At 50.4% G+C, this 15974-nt stretch carries 15 protein-coding genes; 13 read left to right on the forward strand and 2 right to left on the reverse strand.

The window, feature by feature from the left end; translation table 11 throughout:
- Window positions 1–129: 129 nt before the first annotated feature.
- A complete protein-coding gene (locus Y79_RS0111740) occupies window positions 130–1593 on the reverse strand; it encodes a carboxylesterase/lipase family protein (protein WP_016937852.1) in 1464 nt (487 codons plus the stop codon).
- A gap of 80 nt (window positions 1594–1673) precedes the next feature.
- Window positions 1674–2129, reverse strand: a complete 456-nt coding sequence (slrR, locus tag Y79_RS0111745) for an HTH-type transcriptional regulator SlrR (RefSeq protein ID WP_003151541.1) — start codon at window positions 2127–2129, stop codon at window positions 1674–1676.
- A 245-nt stretch (window positions 2130–2374) separates the two neighbouring features.
- On the opposite strand from slrR, the gene Y79_RS0111750 reads away from it, so the two are divergent.
- From Y79_RS0111750 to Y79_RS0111810, 13 genes are all read left to right on the forward strand, one after another.
- On the forward strand, window positions 2375–3082 hold the full coding sequence (locus Y79_RS0111750; RefSeq protein ID WP_016937853.1) for a YveK family protein: 708 nt from the start codon (window positions 2375–2377) through the stop codon (window positions 3080–3082).
- 5 nt (window positions 3083–3087) lie between these two features.
- Window positions 3088–3768: a CpsD/CapB family tyrosine-protein kinase gene (locus tag Y79_RS0111755; RefSeq protein ID WP_016937854.1), complete on the forward strand. Its 681-nt coding sequence runs from the start codon at window positions 3088–3090 to the stop codon at window positions 3766–3768.
- A gap of 223 nt (window positions 3769–3991) precedes the next feature.
- Entirely contained in the window at window positions 3992–5809 is a 1818-nt protein-coding gene (locus tag Y79_RS0111760) for a polysaccharide biosynthesis protein (RefSeq protein WP_016937855.1), read from the forward strand.
- Between the two features lie 15 nt (window positions 5810–5824).
- Window positions 5825–6964 (forward strand): glycosyltransferase family 4 protein, encoded by a 1140-nt coding sequence (locus tag Y79_RS0111765; protein ID WP_016937856.1) that lies wholly within the window; start codon window positions 5825–5827, stop codon window positions 6962–6964.
- Complete coding sequence (locus Y79_RS0111770) at window positions 6961–7803, forward strand: glycosyltransferase EpsE (protein ID WP_016937857.1); 843 nt, start codon at window positions 6961–6963, stop codon at window positions 7801–7803. The genes Y79_RS0111765 and Y79_RS0111770 overlap by 4 nt, the downstream gene beginning before the upstream one ends.
- Window positions 7796–8932 carry a glycosyltransferase family 1 protein gene (locus Y79_RS0111775; RefSeq protein ID WP_016937858.1) on the forward strand — a complete coding sequence of 379 codons (1137 nt, stop codon included), beginning with the start codon at window positions 7796–7798 and terminating at the stop codon, window positions 8930–8932. The genes Y79_RS0111770 and Y79_RS0111775 overlap by 8 nt, the downstream gene beginning before the upstream one ends.
- Before the next feature lie 3 nt (window positions 8933–8935).
- The gene (locus Y79_RS0111780) at window positions 8936–10039 is read left to right on the forward strand and encodes an EpsG family protein (protein WP_016937859.1); all 1104 of its coding nucleotides are present in this window, start codon (window positions 8936–8938) and stop codon (window positions 10037–10039) included.
- Between the two features lie 18 nt (window positions 10040–10057).
- On the forward strand, window positions 10058–11095 hold the full coding sequence (locus Y79_RS0111785; protein ID WP_016937860.1) for a glycosyltransferase family 2 protein: 1038 nt from the start codon (window positions 10058–10060) through the stop codon (window positions 11093–11095).
- A gap of 4 nt (window positions 11096–11099) precedes the next feature.
- Window positions 11100–12176, forward strand: a complete 1077-nt coding sequence (locus Y79_RS0111790; RefSeq protein ID WP_016937861.1) for a polysaccharide pyruvyl transferase family protein — start codon at window positions 11100–11102, stop codon at window positions 12174–12176.
- Complete coding sequence (locus Y79_RS0111795) at window positions 12173–13207, forward strand: glycosyltransferase (RefSeq protein ID WP_016937862.1); 1035 nt, start codon at window positions 12173–12175, stop codon at window positions 13205–13207. The genes Y79_RS0111790 and Y79_RS0111795 overlap by 4 nt, the downstream gene beginning before the upstream one ends.
- Entirely contained in the window at window positions 13204–14721 is a 1518-nt protein-coding gene (locus tag Y79_RS0111800) for an MATE family efflux transporter (RefSeq protein ID WP_016937863.1), read from the forward strand. Before Y79_RS0111795 ends, Y79_RS0111800 begins: the two co-directional genes overlap by 4 nt.
- Entirely contained in the window at window positions 14718–15326 is a 609-nt protein-coding gene (locus Y79_RS0111805) for a sugar transferase (protein ID WP_016937864.1), read from the forward strand. The genes Y79_RS0111800 and Y79_RS0111805 overlap by 4 nt, the downstream gene beginning before the upstream one ends.
- On the forward strand, window positions 15323–15970 hold the full coding sequence (locus Y79_RS0111810) for an acetyltransferase (RefSeq protein ID WP_016937865.1): 648 nt from the start codon (window positions 15323–15325) through the stop codon (window positions 15968–15970). The genes Y79_RS0111805 and Y79_RS0111810 overlap by 4 nt, the downstream gene beginning before the upstream one ends.
- The last annotated feature ends 4 nt before the right edge of the window (window positions 15971–15974 follow it).

A 15974-nucleotide genomic window follows, 5' to 3' on the forward strand; every position in this document is an offset into this window, starting at 1 on the left:
AAAACTCCTTTATGAATGGTTAGATATCAGTTATAAAGGAATATAACATATAAGGGTTAATGTGGAAAATCGAGGTCTGAACTGGGATGAAAACGAAACCCCAAGGGAACCTGATCCCTTGGGGTTTTTTTATGCTTGAAACAGGATACGGCGTTTGGCGGAATCGGGATCACTTTCCGTCGAGACGGCTGTGTTGAAAATGAGCGTCTCACGCGAGCCTGTTTCATACTGAGGCCAATGGAGCTGATCGGTGTCCGGGTTTCCTTTTTTCGCAAAGGCCAGCCATGCGGATTGCATCAGCCTGGAGAGCTCTTTTGCATCTTCACCGAGCGGTTTCTGCAGCGTCTTTTTCAAAGAATCAAAGTTTCCGAACACAAACGGCAATTCCAGAGCGTGAACCGCTTTATGAAACGGCGGTGTTTCGCCATGCCAGTCAAAGCGGTACATCCAGACGGGTGCGAATCGCGATTGTCCTTGTGCGAAAGCGACAGCCGGCCGCCAGAATTTCAGATCCGTCATCATATCAATTTGTCCTGTTAAGGAATGAGGATATAAGGGTGCCGCTTGCAAATAGCCTTCTTCTCCAAGATGATGGCGCAAATAATCGGCGTGCTCCTGTTCGGAATGAACAGGTGAATCAGGGGTGAAAAATAAATATCCTTCATCCCGATTGGTGCCGATGAGTATCGGTATGCCTTCTGCCGCACCGCCGTGAATCGCTTTTTCAGGTTCCTTCGGCAATGTGGCCGGATCTATGGCCGGCTGATAAAAAAGATGAAAAATATTCTGTCCCTTTATACTGTTCACTTTTCCGGCAGCTGTGAGAATGTCATCTGTCGGGAGGGTATGCAATTTGCTCATATCATCTGTCTTAATACCGGCCTCGCTGATAAAAGTCTCGGCAATGTCTTTTGCCATATCAGCAGTCATCGTCTGAGAGGCCCCGCTTTCTAAAATGGCTTTATGAAACAGGCCTTTTGCGTCAGGCATTGCCATAAGGGAGGCGATGCTCATGCCGCCTGCCGATTCACCAAATACCGTGATGTTATCAGGGTCCCCTCCAAAAGCGGAAATATTGTCCTTCACCCAGCGCAGTGCGGCGATCTGATCGAGCAGGCCGATATTGCCGGGATACGCGTCAGAAATAGAAGACAAATGTAAAAAACCGAACGGCCCGAGCCTGTAATTAAGTGTCACCACAATGACATCTCCTTCAGCGGCAAGAGCAGACCCGTCGTAAATCGGTTCGCTTCCGGCGCCTAAAAAAAATGCGCCGCCGTGAATCCATACCATGACAGGCCGTTTCACACCCTCTGATTCCGGGGCGAACACATTGAGGTAAAGGCAATCTTCAGATTGAGGCGGAACATCTCCGGAAAACGACATGGACAGCAAATCAGCGGGCTGCGGACAAACCGGTCCGAACGAGTCGGCATGTTTTACGCCGTCCCAAGGTGCGGGCGGCTCCGGCGCTTTAAATCTCAGCTCTCCGACGGGCGGCTTGGCGTAAGGGATGCCCTTCCATGTGCGGACACCGCGGCCGGCCGTTCCTTTTAATGCGCCGCAGCGGGTTTGAACGGTAAGTTTTGTCATGACTTCATCCCCTTTTTTCTTTTCATTATATACAGAGATGAAGACATGAAGCGAATGAAATCCCTTTCATCTGCATATGATCAGTAACGTTTCCGTTCTAAAAATGATCTGACTTCCTGAACGGACAAGCCGAGTTCTTTTGCTTCCTGCATCAGCGCTTTCCATTCCTCAATGTTCGATTCAGTCAGTTTTCTGTTGCGGTAGGGTGCGGGCTCCGGCCGTTTTTCAGTCAGTTTGTTCGTAAAGGTGAACAGTTCTTCTTTCGGCATGCCTGACTGCACAGCCTGCACGAGATGAATGCGCCACTCATCTTCCGTGCCTCCCATATGATGCAGCATCGTTTCGGCATCAAAAAGCTCCGTCAGATCGACTTGAAGGGTGGCGGACACTTTTTTAAGAAATTGGATGGACGGATTTGAGTGAACCCCCCGTTCTATCTTGCTTAAATAAGATTTAGAGACTCCCGCTTCGACTGCTAGCTGATTAATAGAGTAGCCTTTTCTTCTGCGGTATAAACGTATTATTCTTCCAATCATTGTGCTGAATTCTCCCCTGCATACTGACATTTTTTCGTTCATTATAAGAAATTTTTCGTTCTTTATAAAATTTAAAATTGAAAGGTAAGTGCAGTAAATAAGAGGAAAATCACGATAATGTTCTCTAAAAAGAACCAAATGGCTTAATTTGAAATTTTCAAATTTCGAGCTTTTCTTTTATAATCCAATCATTAACAGAAGGGGGCGTTTAAGCCTGATGCAACAAGGATGAGGCTGTATATTACATGAATGAGAATATGAGTTTTAAAGAATTATTTGACATTATTAAGTACAGATTTTTACTGATTTTTATCATGACAGCAGCGGTGACGCTGATAACGGGATACATCCAATTCCGGGTGATTTCGCCCGTTTATCAGGCGTCGACACAAGTGCTCATACATGAAACAAGCGGTGAAAAAAATTCGAATCTCAGCGACGTTCAGCTGAATCTTCATTACAGCACCACGTTTCAAACGATAATGAAAAGCCCGGTTGTGCTTGAGAAAGTGAAACAGACGCTGCATCTTTCTGAGACGGCATCCGCTTTAAAAGCGAAGATCACGACAAGCAGTGAAACCGATTCAGAAATCATCACCGCAGCGGTGCAGGATGAGAATCCGAAAAAGGCCGCCGCAATAGCGAACACGCTGATGAAGACATTTAAAAAAGAAGTCCGCGACAGGATGAATATAAAAGGCGTCATCGTTTTGTCAGAGGCGAAAGCATCGGAAAGCCCGATGGTCAAGCCTTCGCGCATCCGGAATATCATGATGGCATTCGGTGCGGCTCTTATGGCCGGTGTGACGCTTGCGTTTTTTCTCCACTTTCTTGATGAAACCGTTAAGAGCGAGCGGCAGCTCAGCGAAAAAACGGACTTGCCCGTTTTAGGGGTTGTGTATGATATCAAAAATCAGCAGACACGGTCTGATGAAAAACATTTCGGGGAGTGAGGCGTTTGGGATTCAGAAAAAAGAAGTCAAGACGGGGATTGGCTCAAATATCTGTTTTACATCACAAATCATTGGTGGCTGAACAATACCGCACCATTCGGACAAATATTGAGTTTTCCTCTGTCCAGACCCATCTGCGCTCCATTCTCGTCACTTCTTCCGTTCCGGGAGAAGGAAAATCATTCAGCGCCGCCAATCTTGCCGCGGTATTTGCGCAGCAGGAGAAAAAGGTGCTGCTCGTCGATGCGGATTTACGAAAACCGACGATACACGAGACTTATCAGCTTGAAAATGTACAAGGCCTTACGAATGTGTTAGTCGGAAACGCTTCCCTCGATGAAACGGTGCAAAAAACGCTGATTGACAACCTCTATGTCCTAACGAGCGGGCCGACGCCGCCGAATCCGGCAGAGCTTTTGTCCTCAAAGGCGATGGGAGAGCTGATTCAGGAGATGTACAGCCGGTACAGTCTTGTTGTTTTCGACTCACCTCCGCTTTTGGCGGTGGCTGACGGACAGATTTTAGCAAACCAGACGGATGGAAGCGTTCTCGTCGTTTTGAGCGGAAAAACGAAAATGGATACCGTCCAAAAGGCGAAAGACGCGCTCCAGCAGTCAAAGGCGAAGCTTCTGGGCGCGCTGCTGAATAAAAAGAAAATCAAAAAAACAGAGCACTACTCGTATTGAGCAGTGCAGGTGATGTCTCCTTACCTTTATCAACGGAGGCACTCGGCTCTGCTGTGGGCAGCGGTTTCTGCTGCTGCCTTAGATGCTGGTCGTCGGTGGCGGGGTGTGAGGACGGGTTAAATGCCCAATTTATCTTAATGCTGCATTGTTATCGTTTTAGCTGTTATGCCAGTTTTTTTACGAAAACCGTACCAGCTAAACCGATAAATGAGGAGGGGAAAGATTGACTTACCGGAGAAGACTTTCAATGATTTTTGCATTGGATACGTATCTCGTTTTACTTTCCGTTGTTATAGGATATCAATTTTTTGAGGATTCTTATCACTTTTATGACTCCGGAGCGTTATTGCTGACCGCCGTGAGCATGCTGATCAGCCACCATGTATGCGCTTTTATGTTTCATCAGTATAAGCAGGTATGGACGTATACGGGAATAGGCGAGCTGCTTGATCTGCTGAAGGGGATCACTCTGTCCGCAGCCGTGACAGCCGCCGTCCAATACGGGGTGTTCCACACGATTTTGTTCCGGCTTTTAGCCGTCAGCTGGATGATTCAGCTATTGTTTATCGGAGGAAGCCGGATGATTTCGCGCGTGCTGAAAGAAACGATCGGCAGGAAGCAAAATGACTCTTCCCGGGCGCTGATCATCGGCGCGGGCGCAGGGGGGACGCTGCTCGCCCGTCAGCTTACGCAGAAAAATGATCTCGGGATCATGCCGGTGGCTTTTATTGATGATGATCAGACGAAGCATAAGCTCAAAATTATGGGTCTGCCCGTCATCGGCGGAAAAGAAAGCATTATGCCGGCGGTGCAGAGGCTGAGAATTCATCATATCATCATCGCCATTCCGTCTCTTTGCCCCCATGAGCTCCAGACGCTGTACAAAGAATGTGTGCAGACGGGCGCCCATATTAAAATCATGCCGCAATTTGATGAGATCCTGCTCGGAACGCAGGCTGCCGGCCACATCAGGGATGTAAAAGCCGAAGATCTCCTCGGCAGAAAGCCGGTCACCCTTGATACGAGCAAAATTTCTGACAGCATAAAGGGGAAAACGATTCTGGTCACGGGCGCCGGCGGCTCTATCGGTTCTGAAATCTGCCGCCAGATCAGCGCGTTTCTTCCGCATGAAATCGTCCTTCTCGGCCACGGGGAGAACAGCATTTATTCGGTGCATAACGAACTGTCCGCACGCTTCGGCAAAGAGGTGCTTTTTCACGCGGAGATTGCCGATATTCAGGACAGAGATAAAATCTTTACATTGATGAAGAAATACGAGCCGCACGTCGTCTATCATGCGGCCGCTCATAAACATGTGCCGTTAATGGAACATAATCCTGAAGAAGCCGTCAAAAACAATATTATCGGCACGAAAAATGTCGCCGAAGCCGCCGATATGTGCGGAACGGAAACATTCGTGCTGATTTCTTCTGACAAAGCGGTTAATCCGGCCAATGTCATGGGCGCGACGAAGCGGTTTGCGGAAATGGTCATCATGAACCTCGGAAAGGTCAGCCGCACCAAATTCGCCGCCGTCCGTTTCGGAAATGTGCTCGGAAGCCGCGGCAGCGTCATTCCGATTTTTAAAAAGCAGATTGAAAAAGGCGGACCCGTCACCGTCACGCATCCGGCGATGACAAGATATTTTATGACGATTCCCGAAGCGTCAAGACTCGTCATTCAGGCGGGGGCGCTTGCAAAAGGGCGGCAGATTTTCGTTCTGGATATGGGAGAGCCCGTCAAAATCGTCGACTTGGCAAAGAACCTGATTCATTTATCAGGCTATACGACAGAACAGATTCCCATTGAATTCTCAGGCATCCGCCCGGGAGAAAAGATGTATGAAGAACTGCTGAATCATAATGAAGTACATACGGAACAGATTTTCCCGAAAATCCATATCGGGAAAGCGATCGACGGGGATTGGGGCGTGCTCATCCGTTTTATGGAGGAATTCAGCCGTCTGCCTGAAGATGAGCTGAGAAAACGGCTGTTTGAGGCGATTGAATCAGTACATGAAGAAGCGGCCGCAGGCGTGTGATGGGAGGACAGAAAGATGACGAAAAAAGTATTATTCTGCGCCACAGTCGATTATCATTTTAAAGCCTTTCATCTTCCGTATTTTCAATGGTTTCAGGATATGGGCTGGGAGGTGCACGTCGCGGCAGGCGGTCATATGAAGCTTCCGTTCGTTGATAAAAAGTATTCCATTCCGATCCGGCGCTCCCCGTTTCATCCCGAAAATCTTTCTGTTTACAGGCGGCTGAAGCAGCTCATTCAAGACAACGGCTATGACATGATTCACTGTCATACGCCGGTCGGCGGCGTACTCACCCGCCTTGCTGCGAGACAAGCGCGCCAAAAAGGGACAAAGGTGCTGTACACCGCGCACGGCTTTCACTTCTGCGACGGAGCGCCTCTGAAGAACTGGCTTCTTTATTACCCGATCGAAAAATTTCTCTCTTCTTATACGGATTGTCTCATTACCATTAATGAAGAAGATTTCGAACGGGCCAAGCAAATGAAAAAAACGGATTGCGACGCAAAAAAAATACACGGCATCGGTGTTAATACAGACAGGTTCTGCCCTGTGAGCCGGAGAGAAAGTGAACGGCTGAGAGAAAAACACGGCTTCAGCGCCGGAGAATTTATCCTCGTATATCCCGCCGAATTAAACGGCAACAAAAATCAGGGTATCCTCATTGAGTCTGCGGCCTTGCTGAAGCGCAGCATCCCGGAGCTGAAACTCGTATTTGCCGGAGAAGGCGCGATGGAAGAGCCGTACAGAAAAAAGGCTGAATCACTTGGGGTATCCGACATTGTGCGATTTTACGGTTTTTGCCGCGACATTCATGAGCTGATTCAGCTTGCCGATCTGTCTGTCGCCTCAAGTCTCCGCGAAGGGCTCGGTATGAATCTGCTTGAGGGGATGGCTGCCGAAAAGCCCGTCGTTGCCGCGGACAACAGGGGGCACCGCGAGATTATTGAAGACGGTGTGAATGGTTTTCTCGTGCCGGCCGGAGACAGCGCGGCGTTTGCCGATCGGATTGAAAAGCTGTACCGCTCCCCCGGCCTGCGAAAAGCAATGGGGCAAAAAGGGCGCAGTACGGCGGAATGTTTTTCAGAAACACGCACGGTAAAGGAAATGGCGCATATTTACGCCGGCTATATGGATAAAAAGGAGAAAAGCGTATGAATGCAGGAGCACAACCGAAAATTTCCGTTATCATGGGGATTTATAATTGCGAACAGACTTTAGCGGAGAGTATTGAATCCATCCTGAGCCAATCTTATAAGAATTGGGAACTGATTATGTGTGATGACGCGTCAACTGACGGAACGTATCAGATTGCGCGCCGCTATGCGGACCATTACAGCGACCGGATCACGCTGATTCAAAATAAGACAAATCAACGGCTTGCCGCTTCGCTGAACCGCTGTCTGACATACGCAACGGGGGATTATATCGCCAGACAGGACGGTGATGACATATCCGCCCCGAGAAGACTGGAAAAACAGGCCGCTTTCTTAAACAAGCACGCCCACTATCAAGTCGTCGGCACGGGTATGCTCGTATTTGACGAATTCGGCGTCAGGGGCGCCCGGCTTTTGCCGCCCGTGCCGAAACCGGGAATTATGGCAAAAGGCACACCGTTCTGCCACGGGACCATCATGATGCGGGCCGAAGCGTACAAAGCACTCGGCGGCTACCGGTCAGTCAGGCGGACGCGGCGGATGGAGGATATCGATTTGTGGCTGCGCTTTTTTGAAGCGGGTTTCCGAGGGTACAACCTTCAGGAAACGCTGTATAAAGTCAGAGAGGACAGCGATGCGTTTAAACGGAGATCGTTTACGTATTCCATTGATAACGCGGTGCTCGTTTTTCAGGCGTGCAGACGGCTGAAACTGCCGCTTTCCCATTACGTGTATATCGCAAAACCGCTCATCCGCGCCATCACGCCGCCCGCGGTCATGAACCGTTATCATAAAAACAGGGACGTCCGCCAAAAAGAAGGGCTTGCCGAACATGACTGACAAACCGGCGCGGGTGCTGCACATTTTCAGCGGGATGAACAGAGGCGGCGCAGAAACGATGATGATGAATTTGTACCGGAAGATGGACAGAACGAAGGTGCAATTTGACTTTTTAACCCATAGGAACGATCCGTGCGCTTATGATGAGGAAATTCTTGCTCTCGGCGGACGGCTTTTTTATGTGCCGAGCATCGGCAGCACAAACCCGATTACTTTTGTGAAACAGGTCAAACGGGTGATTCAGGAAAAAGGACCGTTTGCCGCCGTGCATGCTCATACCGATTTTCAGTCGGGATTTATCGCATTGGCCGCTCGTTTAGCAGGCGTCTCCGTGCGGATCTGTCATTCGCACAGCACATCGTGGCGGGGGCGGTCGTCCGGGCTCGGCAAGATGCAGATGTTTGTGTTCCGGCGGCTGATTACGGCCAATGCCACCGCACTGTGCGCCTGCGGAGAAGAAGCGGGCCGTTTCTTATTCGGAGAACAAAAAGACGTGCGGCTTTTGCCGAACGGCATTGATCTTGACTTATTTGCCGGCGGACGCGCGGACATAGAATCTGAAAAAAGGAAGCGGGGCATTGCCGCCGGCCGATTGGTGATTGGTCATATCGGTCGCTTTACAGAAGAAAAAAACCACGAATTTCTGCTCCGGCTGGCCGCTGATATGAAAGAGCGGGGCATTGGTTTACAGCTGATTCTCGCCGGAGACGGTCCGCTTCGCACCGATATGGAAAAACTGGCGGAGAAGCTGGGGCTTGATGATGCTGTGCGTTTTATCGGTGTAGAGGATCGCGTTCATGATCTGCTGAAAACGCTGGATGTATTTGTCATGCCGTCTCTTTATGAGGGGCTGCCCGTCACGCTTGTTGAAGCGCAGGCCTCCGGGGTGCCGTGCGTCATATCAGACGGCATAACGGAAGAAGCCGATGCCGGGCTCGGGCTGGTCAAAAGGCTCAGCCTCAAAGAACCGCCTGAACGATGGGCATCCGCGATTTTGCGGGCAGCTGAGGCGCCAAAGCCTGGCAGGGCGCGCATTAAAGAAACCCTCGGACGGCTGGGATATGACGCGGGAGAGAATGCGGGAGCTGTTATGAAGCTTTACAATATGAACTGTGAAAAGGAACAGTAACGAATGATTGTATATGTAGTCAATATGGGAATTGTTTATATTTGGTCATGGTTCGCGAAAATGTGCGGCGGGCGTGATCAATCGCTTTCAACCGGATACCGGCCGAATCAGCTCGTCATGCTCGTTCCGCTGGCATCGCTTGTATTGGTTTCCGGTTTGCGTTACAGAGTCGGGACGGATTTTCAGACGTACGCGCTGATGTATAAACTGGCGGGAAATTACGGGAGCATATGGGAGATCTTCGGGTTCGGAGCGAAAAAAGCAGCCGTTGATCCGGGATTTACCGCTCTTATCTGGCTCATGAATTTTATCACGAAAGATCCGCAAATTATGTATTTCACCGTGGCGGTCGTGACGTGCAGCTTTATTTTAAAGGGGCTCGTTGAGTTCGGACGTCCGTTTGAACTGAGTGTGTTTTTGTTTTTGGGCACGTATCATTATTACGCTTCCTTTAACGGAATCAGGCAGTATATGGTGGCGGCCGTTTTGTTTTGGGCAGTCCGCTATGTGATAAATGGAAGCTGGAAGCGTTATATGTCCATCGTGCTGTTGTGTTCGCTCTTTCATTCCTCGGCCTTAATCATGATTCCGGTTTATTTCATTGTCAGAAGAAGAGCCTGGTCGCCCGCGATTTTCGGGCTGTCGGCCTTGTTTCTTCTCATGACGTTTCTGTATCAGAAGTTCATTTCGCTGTTTGTCGTCGTGCTGGAAAACAGTTCGTACGGCCATTATGAGAAATGGCTGATGACCAACACGAACGGGATGAACGTCGTAAAAATCGCGGTGCTGCTTCTGCCGCTGTTTTTGGCTTTTTGCTACCGGGAGCGGCTGCGTAAGCTCTGGCCTGACATTGATGTTATCGTGAATTTCTGTCTGCTGGGCCTGCTTTTCGGTCTGCTGGCGACAAAGGATGTTATTTTTGCCCGGTTTAATATATATTTCGGCCTTTACCAAATGATCCTGATCCCTTATTTTGTGAGGATTTTTGATGAAAAATCGAATGCGCTGATCTATATCGCCATTATTGTCTGTTATTTTCTTTACAGCTATTTGCTTATGCCGGTCGATTCGTCTGTGCTTCCGTACAGAACGATTTTTTCCCGGTAATGGATACTGGAGGTTTATATGGAAACACCCGCGGTCAGTTTATTAATTGCTGTGTATAATACGGAAACTTATTTAGAAAGATGCTTAGATTCATTGCTCAATCAGTCGCTCGCCAATATCGAAATCATCGCCGTCAATGACGGGTCAACGGATCAAAGCCCGGACATTCTTGAAACCTATCAGAAGCGGGATGAGAGAATCCGGGTCATTCATCAGCAAAACCGGGGACTCGGCGCGGTCCGCAACAAGGGGATTGAGGCGGCGCGCGGCGAATTTATCGCTTTTATTGATGCGGACGACTGGGTTGATCCCGATTATTGCCTGCGCATGTATGAAAAAGCGAAGGCTCATCAGGCTGATCTCGTGATTTGCGAATATGCGGCCGAATTTGCGGATACGGGGAAAACCGCCGTTTCAACGATCGCTTCAGCATACGAGGGCCGCCCGAAACAGCTGTACCTGAAAGATTTATTTGAAGGAAGAGTCAGCGGATTTTCATGGAACAAGCTGTACAAAAGGGCTATGATCGAACAGCATCGGCTGCGCTTTCCGCTTCGGGATGAGCTTGAGCACGTGGAGGATCAGTACTTCAGCCTCCGGGCGCATGTTTTCGCCGAGGCGGTCTCGTACGTGGATCAGCCGCTCTATCATTATCGGATTCACTTGACTTCCATTGTGCAAAGCTATCAGAAAAAGCTGTTTGACTCCGGTCTCGTTCTCTACCGGCTGAACGAGGCTTTTTTGCGTGAAAACGGCTGCTTACAGGAATACCGGCAGGAGCTTGATTATTTTATCGTCCAGCACGGAACGGTCTGCCTGCTGAATGAATGGAAGCGGAATAACGGCGGCCGGTTCTCCGAAAAATGGCGGAATATCAGCCGGATATGCGCTGATCCCGTGTTCCGGCTGAGTCTTTCCAAAACCGGAACGGCGCCGTTTGACGTTAAACGCTCATGCCTTCTGCTTTTGGCGAGGCTGAAGCTGATTCCGTTCGTATCACTGGCATCAGCCGCGTATCAGCGGGCAATCGAGTACAAAATGAAAATCAGAGGGTGAAGACATGTCGATACAATCTTTAAAAATCAATCTCGCGGAATGGCTTTTGCTAAAGGTCAAATACCCGTCCCAATTTCATTTCGGAACGGCAGCGGACAGGGCGGAGCATACAGCGGCAAGAAAAAAGATCATTCTGACGCTGCTTCCGTCCCACGATAATCTCGGTGATCATGCCATCGCTTATGCAAGCAAAACGTTTCTTGAACGGGAATATCCCGATTTTGATCTGATTGAGGTCGATATGAAGGATATTTACAGGTCCGCAAAAGCGCTGATCAAAAAGCGCCATCCCGATGATATGGTATTCATCATCGGCGGCGGAAACATGGGGGATTTGTACCGGTATGAGGAATGGACGCGCCGTTTTATTATAAAAACATTCCGGCAGTATCGGATCGTTCAGCTTCCGGCGACGGCTCACTTTTCTGATTCAAAAAAGGGGCGGAAGGAACTGAAACGCGCCCAAAAAGTGTACAATGCGCATCCCGACCTTCTGCTGATGGCGAGAGATGAGACGACGTATCAATGGATGAAGCGGCATTTTCCCGGAAAAACTGTGCTCAAACAGCCTGACATGGTCTTATATTTGGATAAAAGCGAGCGGCGCATCCCGCGGGAAGGGATCTACCTTTGTTTACGAGAGGATAAGGAGAGTGCGCTGTCAGCTGAGGAAAGAACGATGGTAAAAGAGGCTTTGAAAAAAGAGTACGGAGAGCTGCATAGCTTTACCACGACGGTCGGCCGAAGGGTCAGCCGCCATACACGCGAAGAGGAGCTGGAGGCGCTGTGGAATACGCTGAAAGGCGCGGAGGCGGTTGTCACTGACAGGCTTCACGGGATGATTTTTTGCGCGCTGACGAAAACGCCTTGTGTCGTCATTCGTTCGTTTGATCATAAAGTGATGGAAGGCTTTCAATGGCTGAAACATATACCGAACATGACACTGCTTGAACGTCCGGAGCCTGAAACCGTGACGGCCGCTGTAAACGGGCTGCTGAGCGGCAAGCATGAGGCAGACGGTTCTTTGCGCAGTGTTTATTTTGCCGGGCTGCGCTCGAAAATCAGCGGTGATGTCCAATGAACGCGCCGCTTGTGAGCGTGATCGTCCCGATGTATAAGACAGAGCCTTTTATTAAAGAATGCGCTGTCTCTTTAACAAAACAGACGCTGAGAGACATCGAAATCATTTTCGTCAATGACGGCTCACCGGATCAGTCCGGTCGGATTGCCGAACAATTCGCCGCAGAAGATACGAGAATCCGGGTGATTCATAAAGAAAACGGCGGCCTCAGCTCGGCCCGCAATGCCGGAATAAAAGCCGCCCGCGGCCGTTATATCGGTTTTGCGGACGGCGATGACTATGCGGCGGAAACGATGTTCGAGCGGCTTTATGAAGAAGCGGAGAAGAACCGGCTTGATATCGCCGGCTGCGGTTATTACAAAGAAACGCCGTCTAAAGAAAGAACGTATATGCCGCCGTCCCTTCCGCCGGGCCGCGTCTTCACGGCGGCTGAGATGACTGCATTGCTGACCCGCGCGCACGAACATCGGTTTATTTGGTATGTGTGGCGCTATATATACCGGAGAGAAGCGCTGCAAGGGCTGTTGTTCCATGAAGATATCCGGTTTGCCGAAGATTCTCCGTTTAACTTGGCAGCGTTCAAGCAAGCCTCGCGTGTCAAAGTGCTAGATGAAGGGCTGTACGTATACCGGGAAAACCCGCAAAGCCTTACAGAAACACCGTTTAAGCCTCACTTAGATGACGAACTTCAGAAGCAATATGAGGCGAAAATGGCTTTTTATGAGGCGAACGGGCTGACGGACGCCTGCCGGGGCGATATCGATACGTATTTGTGCAAGCATCAGATCCCGATGCTGATCGCCAACGCATGCGCCGCCCCGCAGCCGTCACATCAGATTACGGCGCACATCGGCAGAATTTTGACGTATGACATGGTAAAAACGGCGGTGCGCAGCACGCCGTGCCGGCATAAACAGCTGCTGGCGGGGGAGCGTGTGGTGCTCGGTCTGTGCAAAATGCGCCTTCCGCTTCTTCTGCATGCGTTTTTCGAACGGAAAACGAAAGAGAAAGGCAGTGCGGAAGGAGCATGAAATTTGCCATTAATTTCGGCGCCAATGTGACGGCGTTTTTACTATCGGTGTTTTTATCAGTGTGGATGACGCCCTTTATTGTGAAAACATTAGGTGTGGAGGCTTTTGGATTTGTCCATCTGACACAGAATATCATTAACTATTTCTCGATTATTACCGTTGCGCTGAGCTCTGTCGTTGTGAGGTTTTTCACCGTCGCCGCCCACAGGGGGAACAGGGAGGAGGCCAATGCGTATGTAAGCAATTATTTAGCCGCGTCTGCCGTGATATCGCTCTTGCTCGCTGTGCCGCTCGCCGGGACGGCTTTTTTTATTGACAAGATCATGAATGTGCCGGCCGGGCTGGTTACGGATGTGAGGCTCTCTATCGTCATCGGCAGTGTGCTGTTTATGCTGACGTTTTTGACGGCGGGATTCGCGACGGGACCGTTTTTTGCCAACAAGCTTTATATCACAAGTTCCATTCAGGCCGTGCAAATGCTGGTGAGGGTGCTGTGTGTGCTCGCTCTGTTTACGTGCCTGCCGCCGAAGATCTGGCAGATCCAGCTTTCAGCTTTAGCGGGAGCCGTCTGTGCGGCCGTGCTGACGTTTTTCTTTTTTAAGAAATTGATTCCGTGGTTTTCTTTCAGCCGTAAAACCTTGTCATTACAGACGAGCAAAGTGCTGTTTTCGGCCGGTGCCTGGAGCTCTGTCAACCAGATCGGCGTGCTGCTGTTTCTGCAGATTGACCTCATGACGGCCAACCTCGTGCTGGGACCGTCTGAAGCGGGTGTCTATGCAGCGATTATCCAATTCCCGCTTCTGCTCAGAAGTCTCGCCGGGACGCTTGCTTCGCTGTTTGCGCCGGTTTTGACTTCCTGCTATTCAAAAGGCGATATGGAAGGCCTCCTGTCTTACGCCAATAAGGCCGTACGGCTGAACGGGCTTCTGCTCGCGCTTCCCGCGGCATTATTGGGAGGGCTTGCCGAACCGTTTCTGGCGATTTGGCTGGGCCCGTCATTTGTGCAGACGGCGCCGCTTTTATACATTCACGCCGGGTACTTGGCGGTCAGTCTCTCTGTCATGCCGCTTTTTTACGTATGGACGGCTTTTAATAAACAAAAAACGCCCGCCGTCGTTACTTTATGTTTAGGCGGACTGAATGTCATATTGGCCGTGGTTCTCAGCGGACCGGCTCATCTCGGCCTGTACGGCATCACCATTGCCGGGGCTGTCTCCCTCATTTTGAAAAATGCCGTCTTCACGCCGCTGTATGTTTCGCATATTACCGGCTTTCAGAAAACCGCGTTTTACAAAGGAATGTTCGGCCCGTTGGCGGCGGCCGTATTTGCCTGGGCTGTCTGCCGGGGTATCCGGCTGTTTTCACCGCTTGACAGCTGGGCCGGTCTGATCGCTGCGGGGCTTGCCGTATGCATGAGCTATGCCGCATTCGCTTTTTTCTTCATTTGTACGAAAGAAGAAAGGCGGCTTGCTTTACAGAAATGCCGAAAAGTGAAAGGAGCTGTTCACATTTGAAGGTGAAACGTGTATTTGATATAGCGGCCGCGATGTTGTTATTGTGCGGCGCAAGTGTCATTCTTCTCTTCGCCATGGCAGCTGTCAGATGCGCCATCGGGTCTCCTGTATTATTCAAACAGACGAGACCGGGGCATAACGGGCGTCCGTTTACGTTGTATAAACTCAGGACGATGACGGATGCGCGTGATGAAAACGGTGTGCTGCTTCCGGATCATCTCCGTCTGACCAAAATGGGAAAGCTCATCAGAAAACTGAGCATCGATGAGCTTCCCCAGCTTTTTAATGTGATTAAAGGCGATATCAGTCTGGTCGGACCCCGCCCGTTGCTGATGAATTATCTGCCGCTTTACACGGCGGAGCAGGCGCGGCGGCACGAGGTGAAACCGGGAATTACGGGCTGGGCGCAGATTAACGGGAGAAACGCGATTTCCTGGGAAGAGAAATTCAAGCTTGACGTGTGGTATGTCGACAACCGCTCATTCCTTCTCGACTTAAAGATTCTGCTTTTAACGGTGAAAAAAGTTCTCGTGTCTGAAGGCATACACCAAGACGGCCAAGTGACGGCAAAGCGCTTCACAGGCAGCGGAGATATGTCATCGTGAAAAAGGTCGTGCTGATCGGAAACGGCGGACACGGAAAAGTGGTGAAGGAAATCGTGCAGGCCCGTTCTGATATGGAGCTTACGGGCGTATTGGACGACGGATTCAGCGGTTTTGCGGTTCTTAACGGTATATATACAGGCCGGGCGAAAGACGTGCACAGGCTTCTGCAACTCGTCCCTGAAGCCGTGTTCACGATATGCATCGGACATAACAGTGTCAGAAAGCAGCTTGCTGAAACGCTTGGGATTGAACATGACAATTATGCCGCACTCATTCACCCGGAGGCAATCGTCAGTGAAACGGCTTCCGTCGGAAACGGAACGGTTGTGATGGCGGGTGCCGTCATTCAGGCGGGCGCTGACATCGGCGCCCATTGCATCATCAATACGGGTGCGGTTGCCGATCATGACAATACAATCGGAGATTACGTCCATCTTTCACCGCGCGCGGCGCTTGCCGGCGGAGTGAAAGTCGGGGAAGGAGCGCACGTCGGAATCGGGGCGTCCGTCATACCGCAGATGGACATCGGCCCTTGGTCCGTGATCGGCGCGGGGGCTGCCGTCATCAGCCGGATTCCCGATCATGTGACGGCGGTCGGCGTTCCGGCCCGCGTCATCTCCTCTATTCATAATGAAAAAGGATGATTTC

It is taken from the genome of Bacillus siamensis KCTC 13613, from assembly GCF_000262045.1.
Lineage (GTDB): Bacteria > Bacillota > Bacilli > Bacillales > Bacillaceae > Bacillus > Bacillus siamensis.

What these genes read in the sequence shown, in the direction of transcription:
- Y79_RS0111740 (WP_016937852.1), bottom strand. Translation starts at nt 1,593, where the DNA reads ATGACAAAACTTACCGTTCAAACCCGCTGCGGCGCATTAAAAGGAACG.
- slrR (WP_003151541.1), bottom strand. Translation starts at nt 2,129, where the DNA reads ATGATTGGAAGAATAATACGTTTATACCGCAGAAGAAAAGGCTACTCT.
- Y79_RS0111750 (WP_016937853.1), top strand. Translation starts at nt 2,375, where the DNA reads ATGAATGAGAATATGAGTTTTAAAGAATTATTTGACATTATTAAGTAC.
- Y79_RS0111765 (WP_016937856.1), top strand. Translation starts at nt 5,825, where the DNA reads ATGACGAAAAAAGTATTATTCTGCGCCACAGTCGATTATCATTTTAAA.
- Y79_RS0111770 (WP_016937857.1), top strand. Translation starts at nt 6,961, where the DNA reads ATGAATGCAGGAGCACAACCGAAAATTTCCGTTATCATGGGGATTTAT.
- Y79_RS0111775 (WP_016937858.1), top strand. Translation starts at nt 7,796, where the DNA reads ATGACTGACAAACCGGCGCGGGTGCTGCACATTTTCAGCGGGATGAAC.
- Y79_RS0111780 (WP_016937859.1), top strand. Translation starts at nt 8,936, where the DNA reads ATGATTGTATATGTAGTCAATATGGGAATTGTTTATATTTGGTCATGG.
- Y79_RS0111785 (WP_016937860.1), top strand. Translation starts at nt 10,058, where the DNA reads ATGGAAACACCCGCGGTCAGTTTATTAATTGCTGTGTATAATACGGAA.
- Y79_RS0111790 (WP_016937861.1), top strand. Translation starts at nt 11,100, where the DNA reads ATGTCGATACAATCTTTAAAAATCAATCTCGCGGAATGGCTTTTGCTA.
- Y79_RS0111795 (WP_016937862.1), top strand. Translation starts at nt 12,173, where the DNA reads ATGAACGCGCCGCTTGTGAGCGTGATCGTCCCGATGTATAAGACAGAG.
- Y79_RS0111800 (WP_016937863.1), top strand. Translation starts at nt 13,204, where the DNA reads ATGAAATTTGCCATTAATTTCGGCGCCAATGTGACGGCGTTTTTACTA.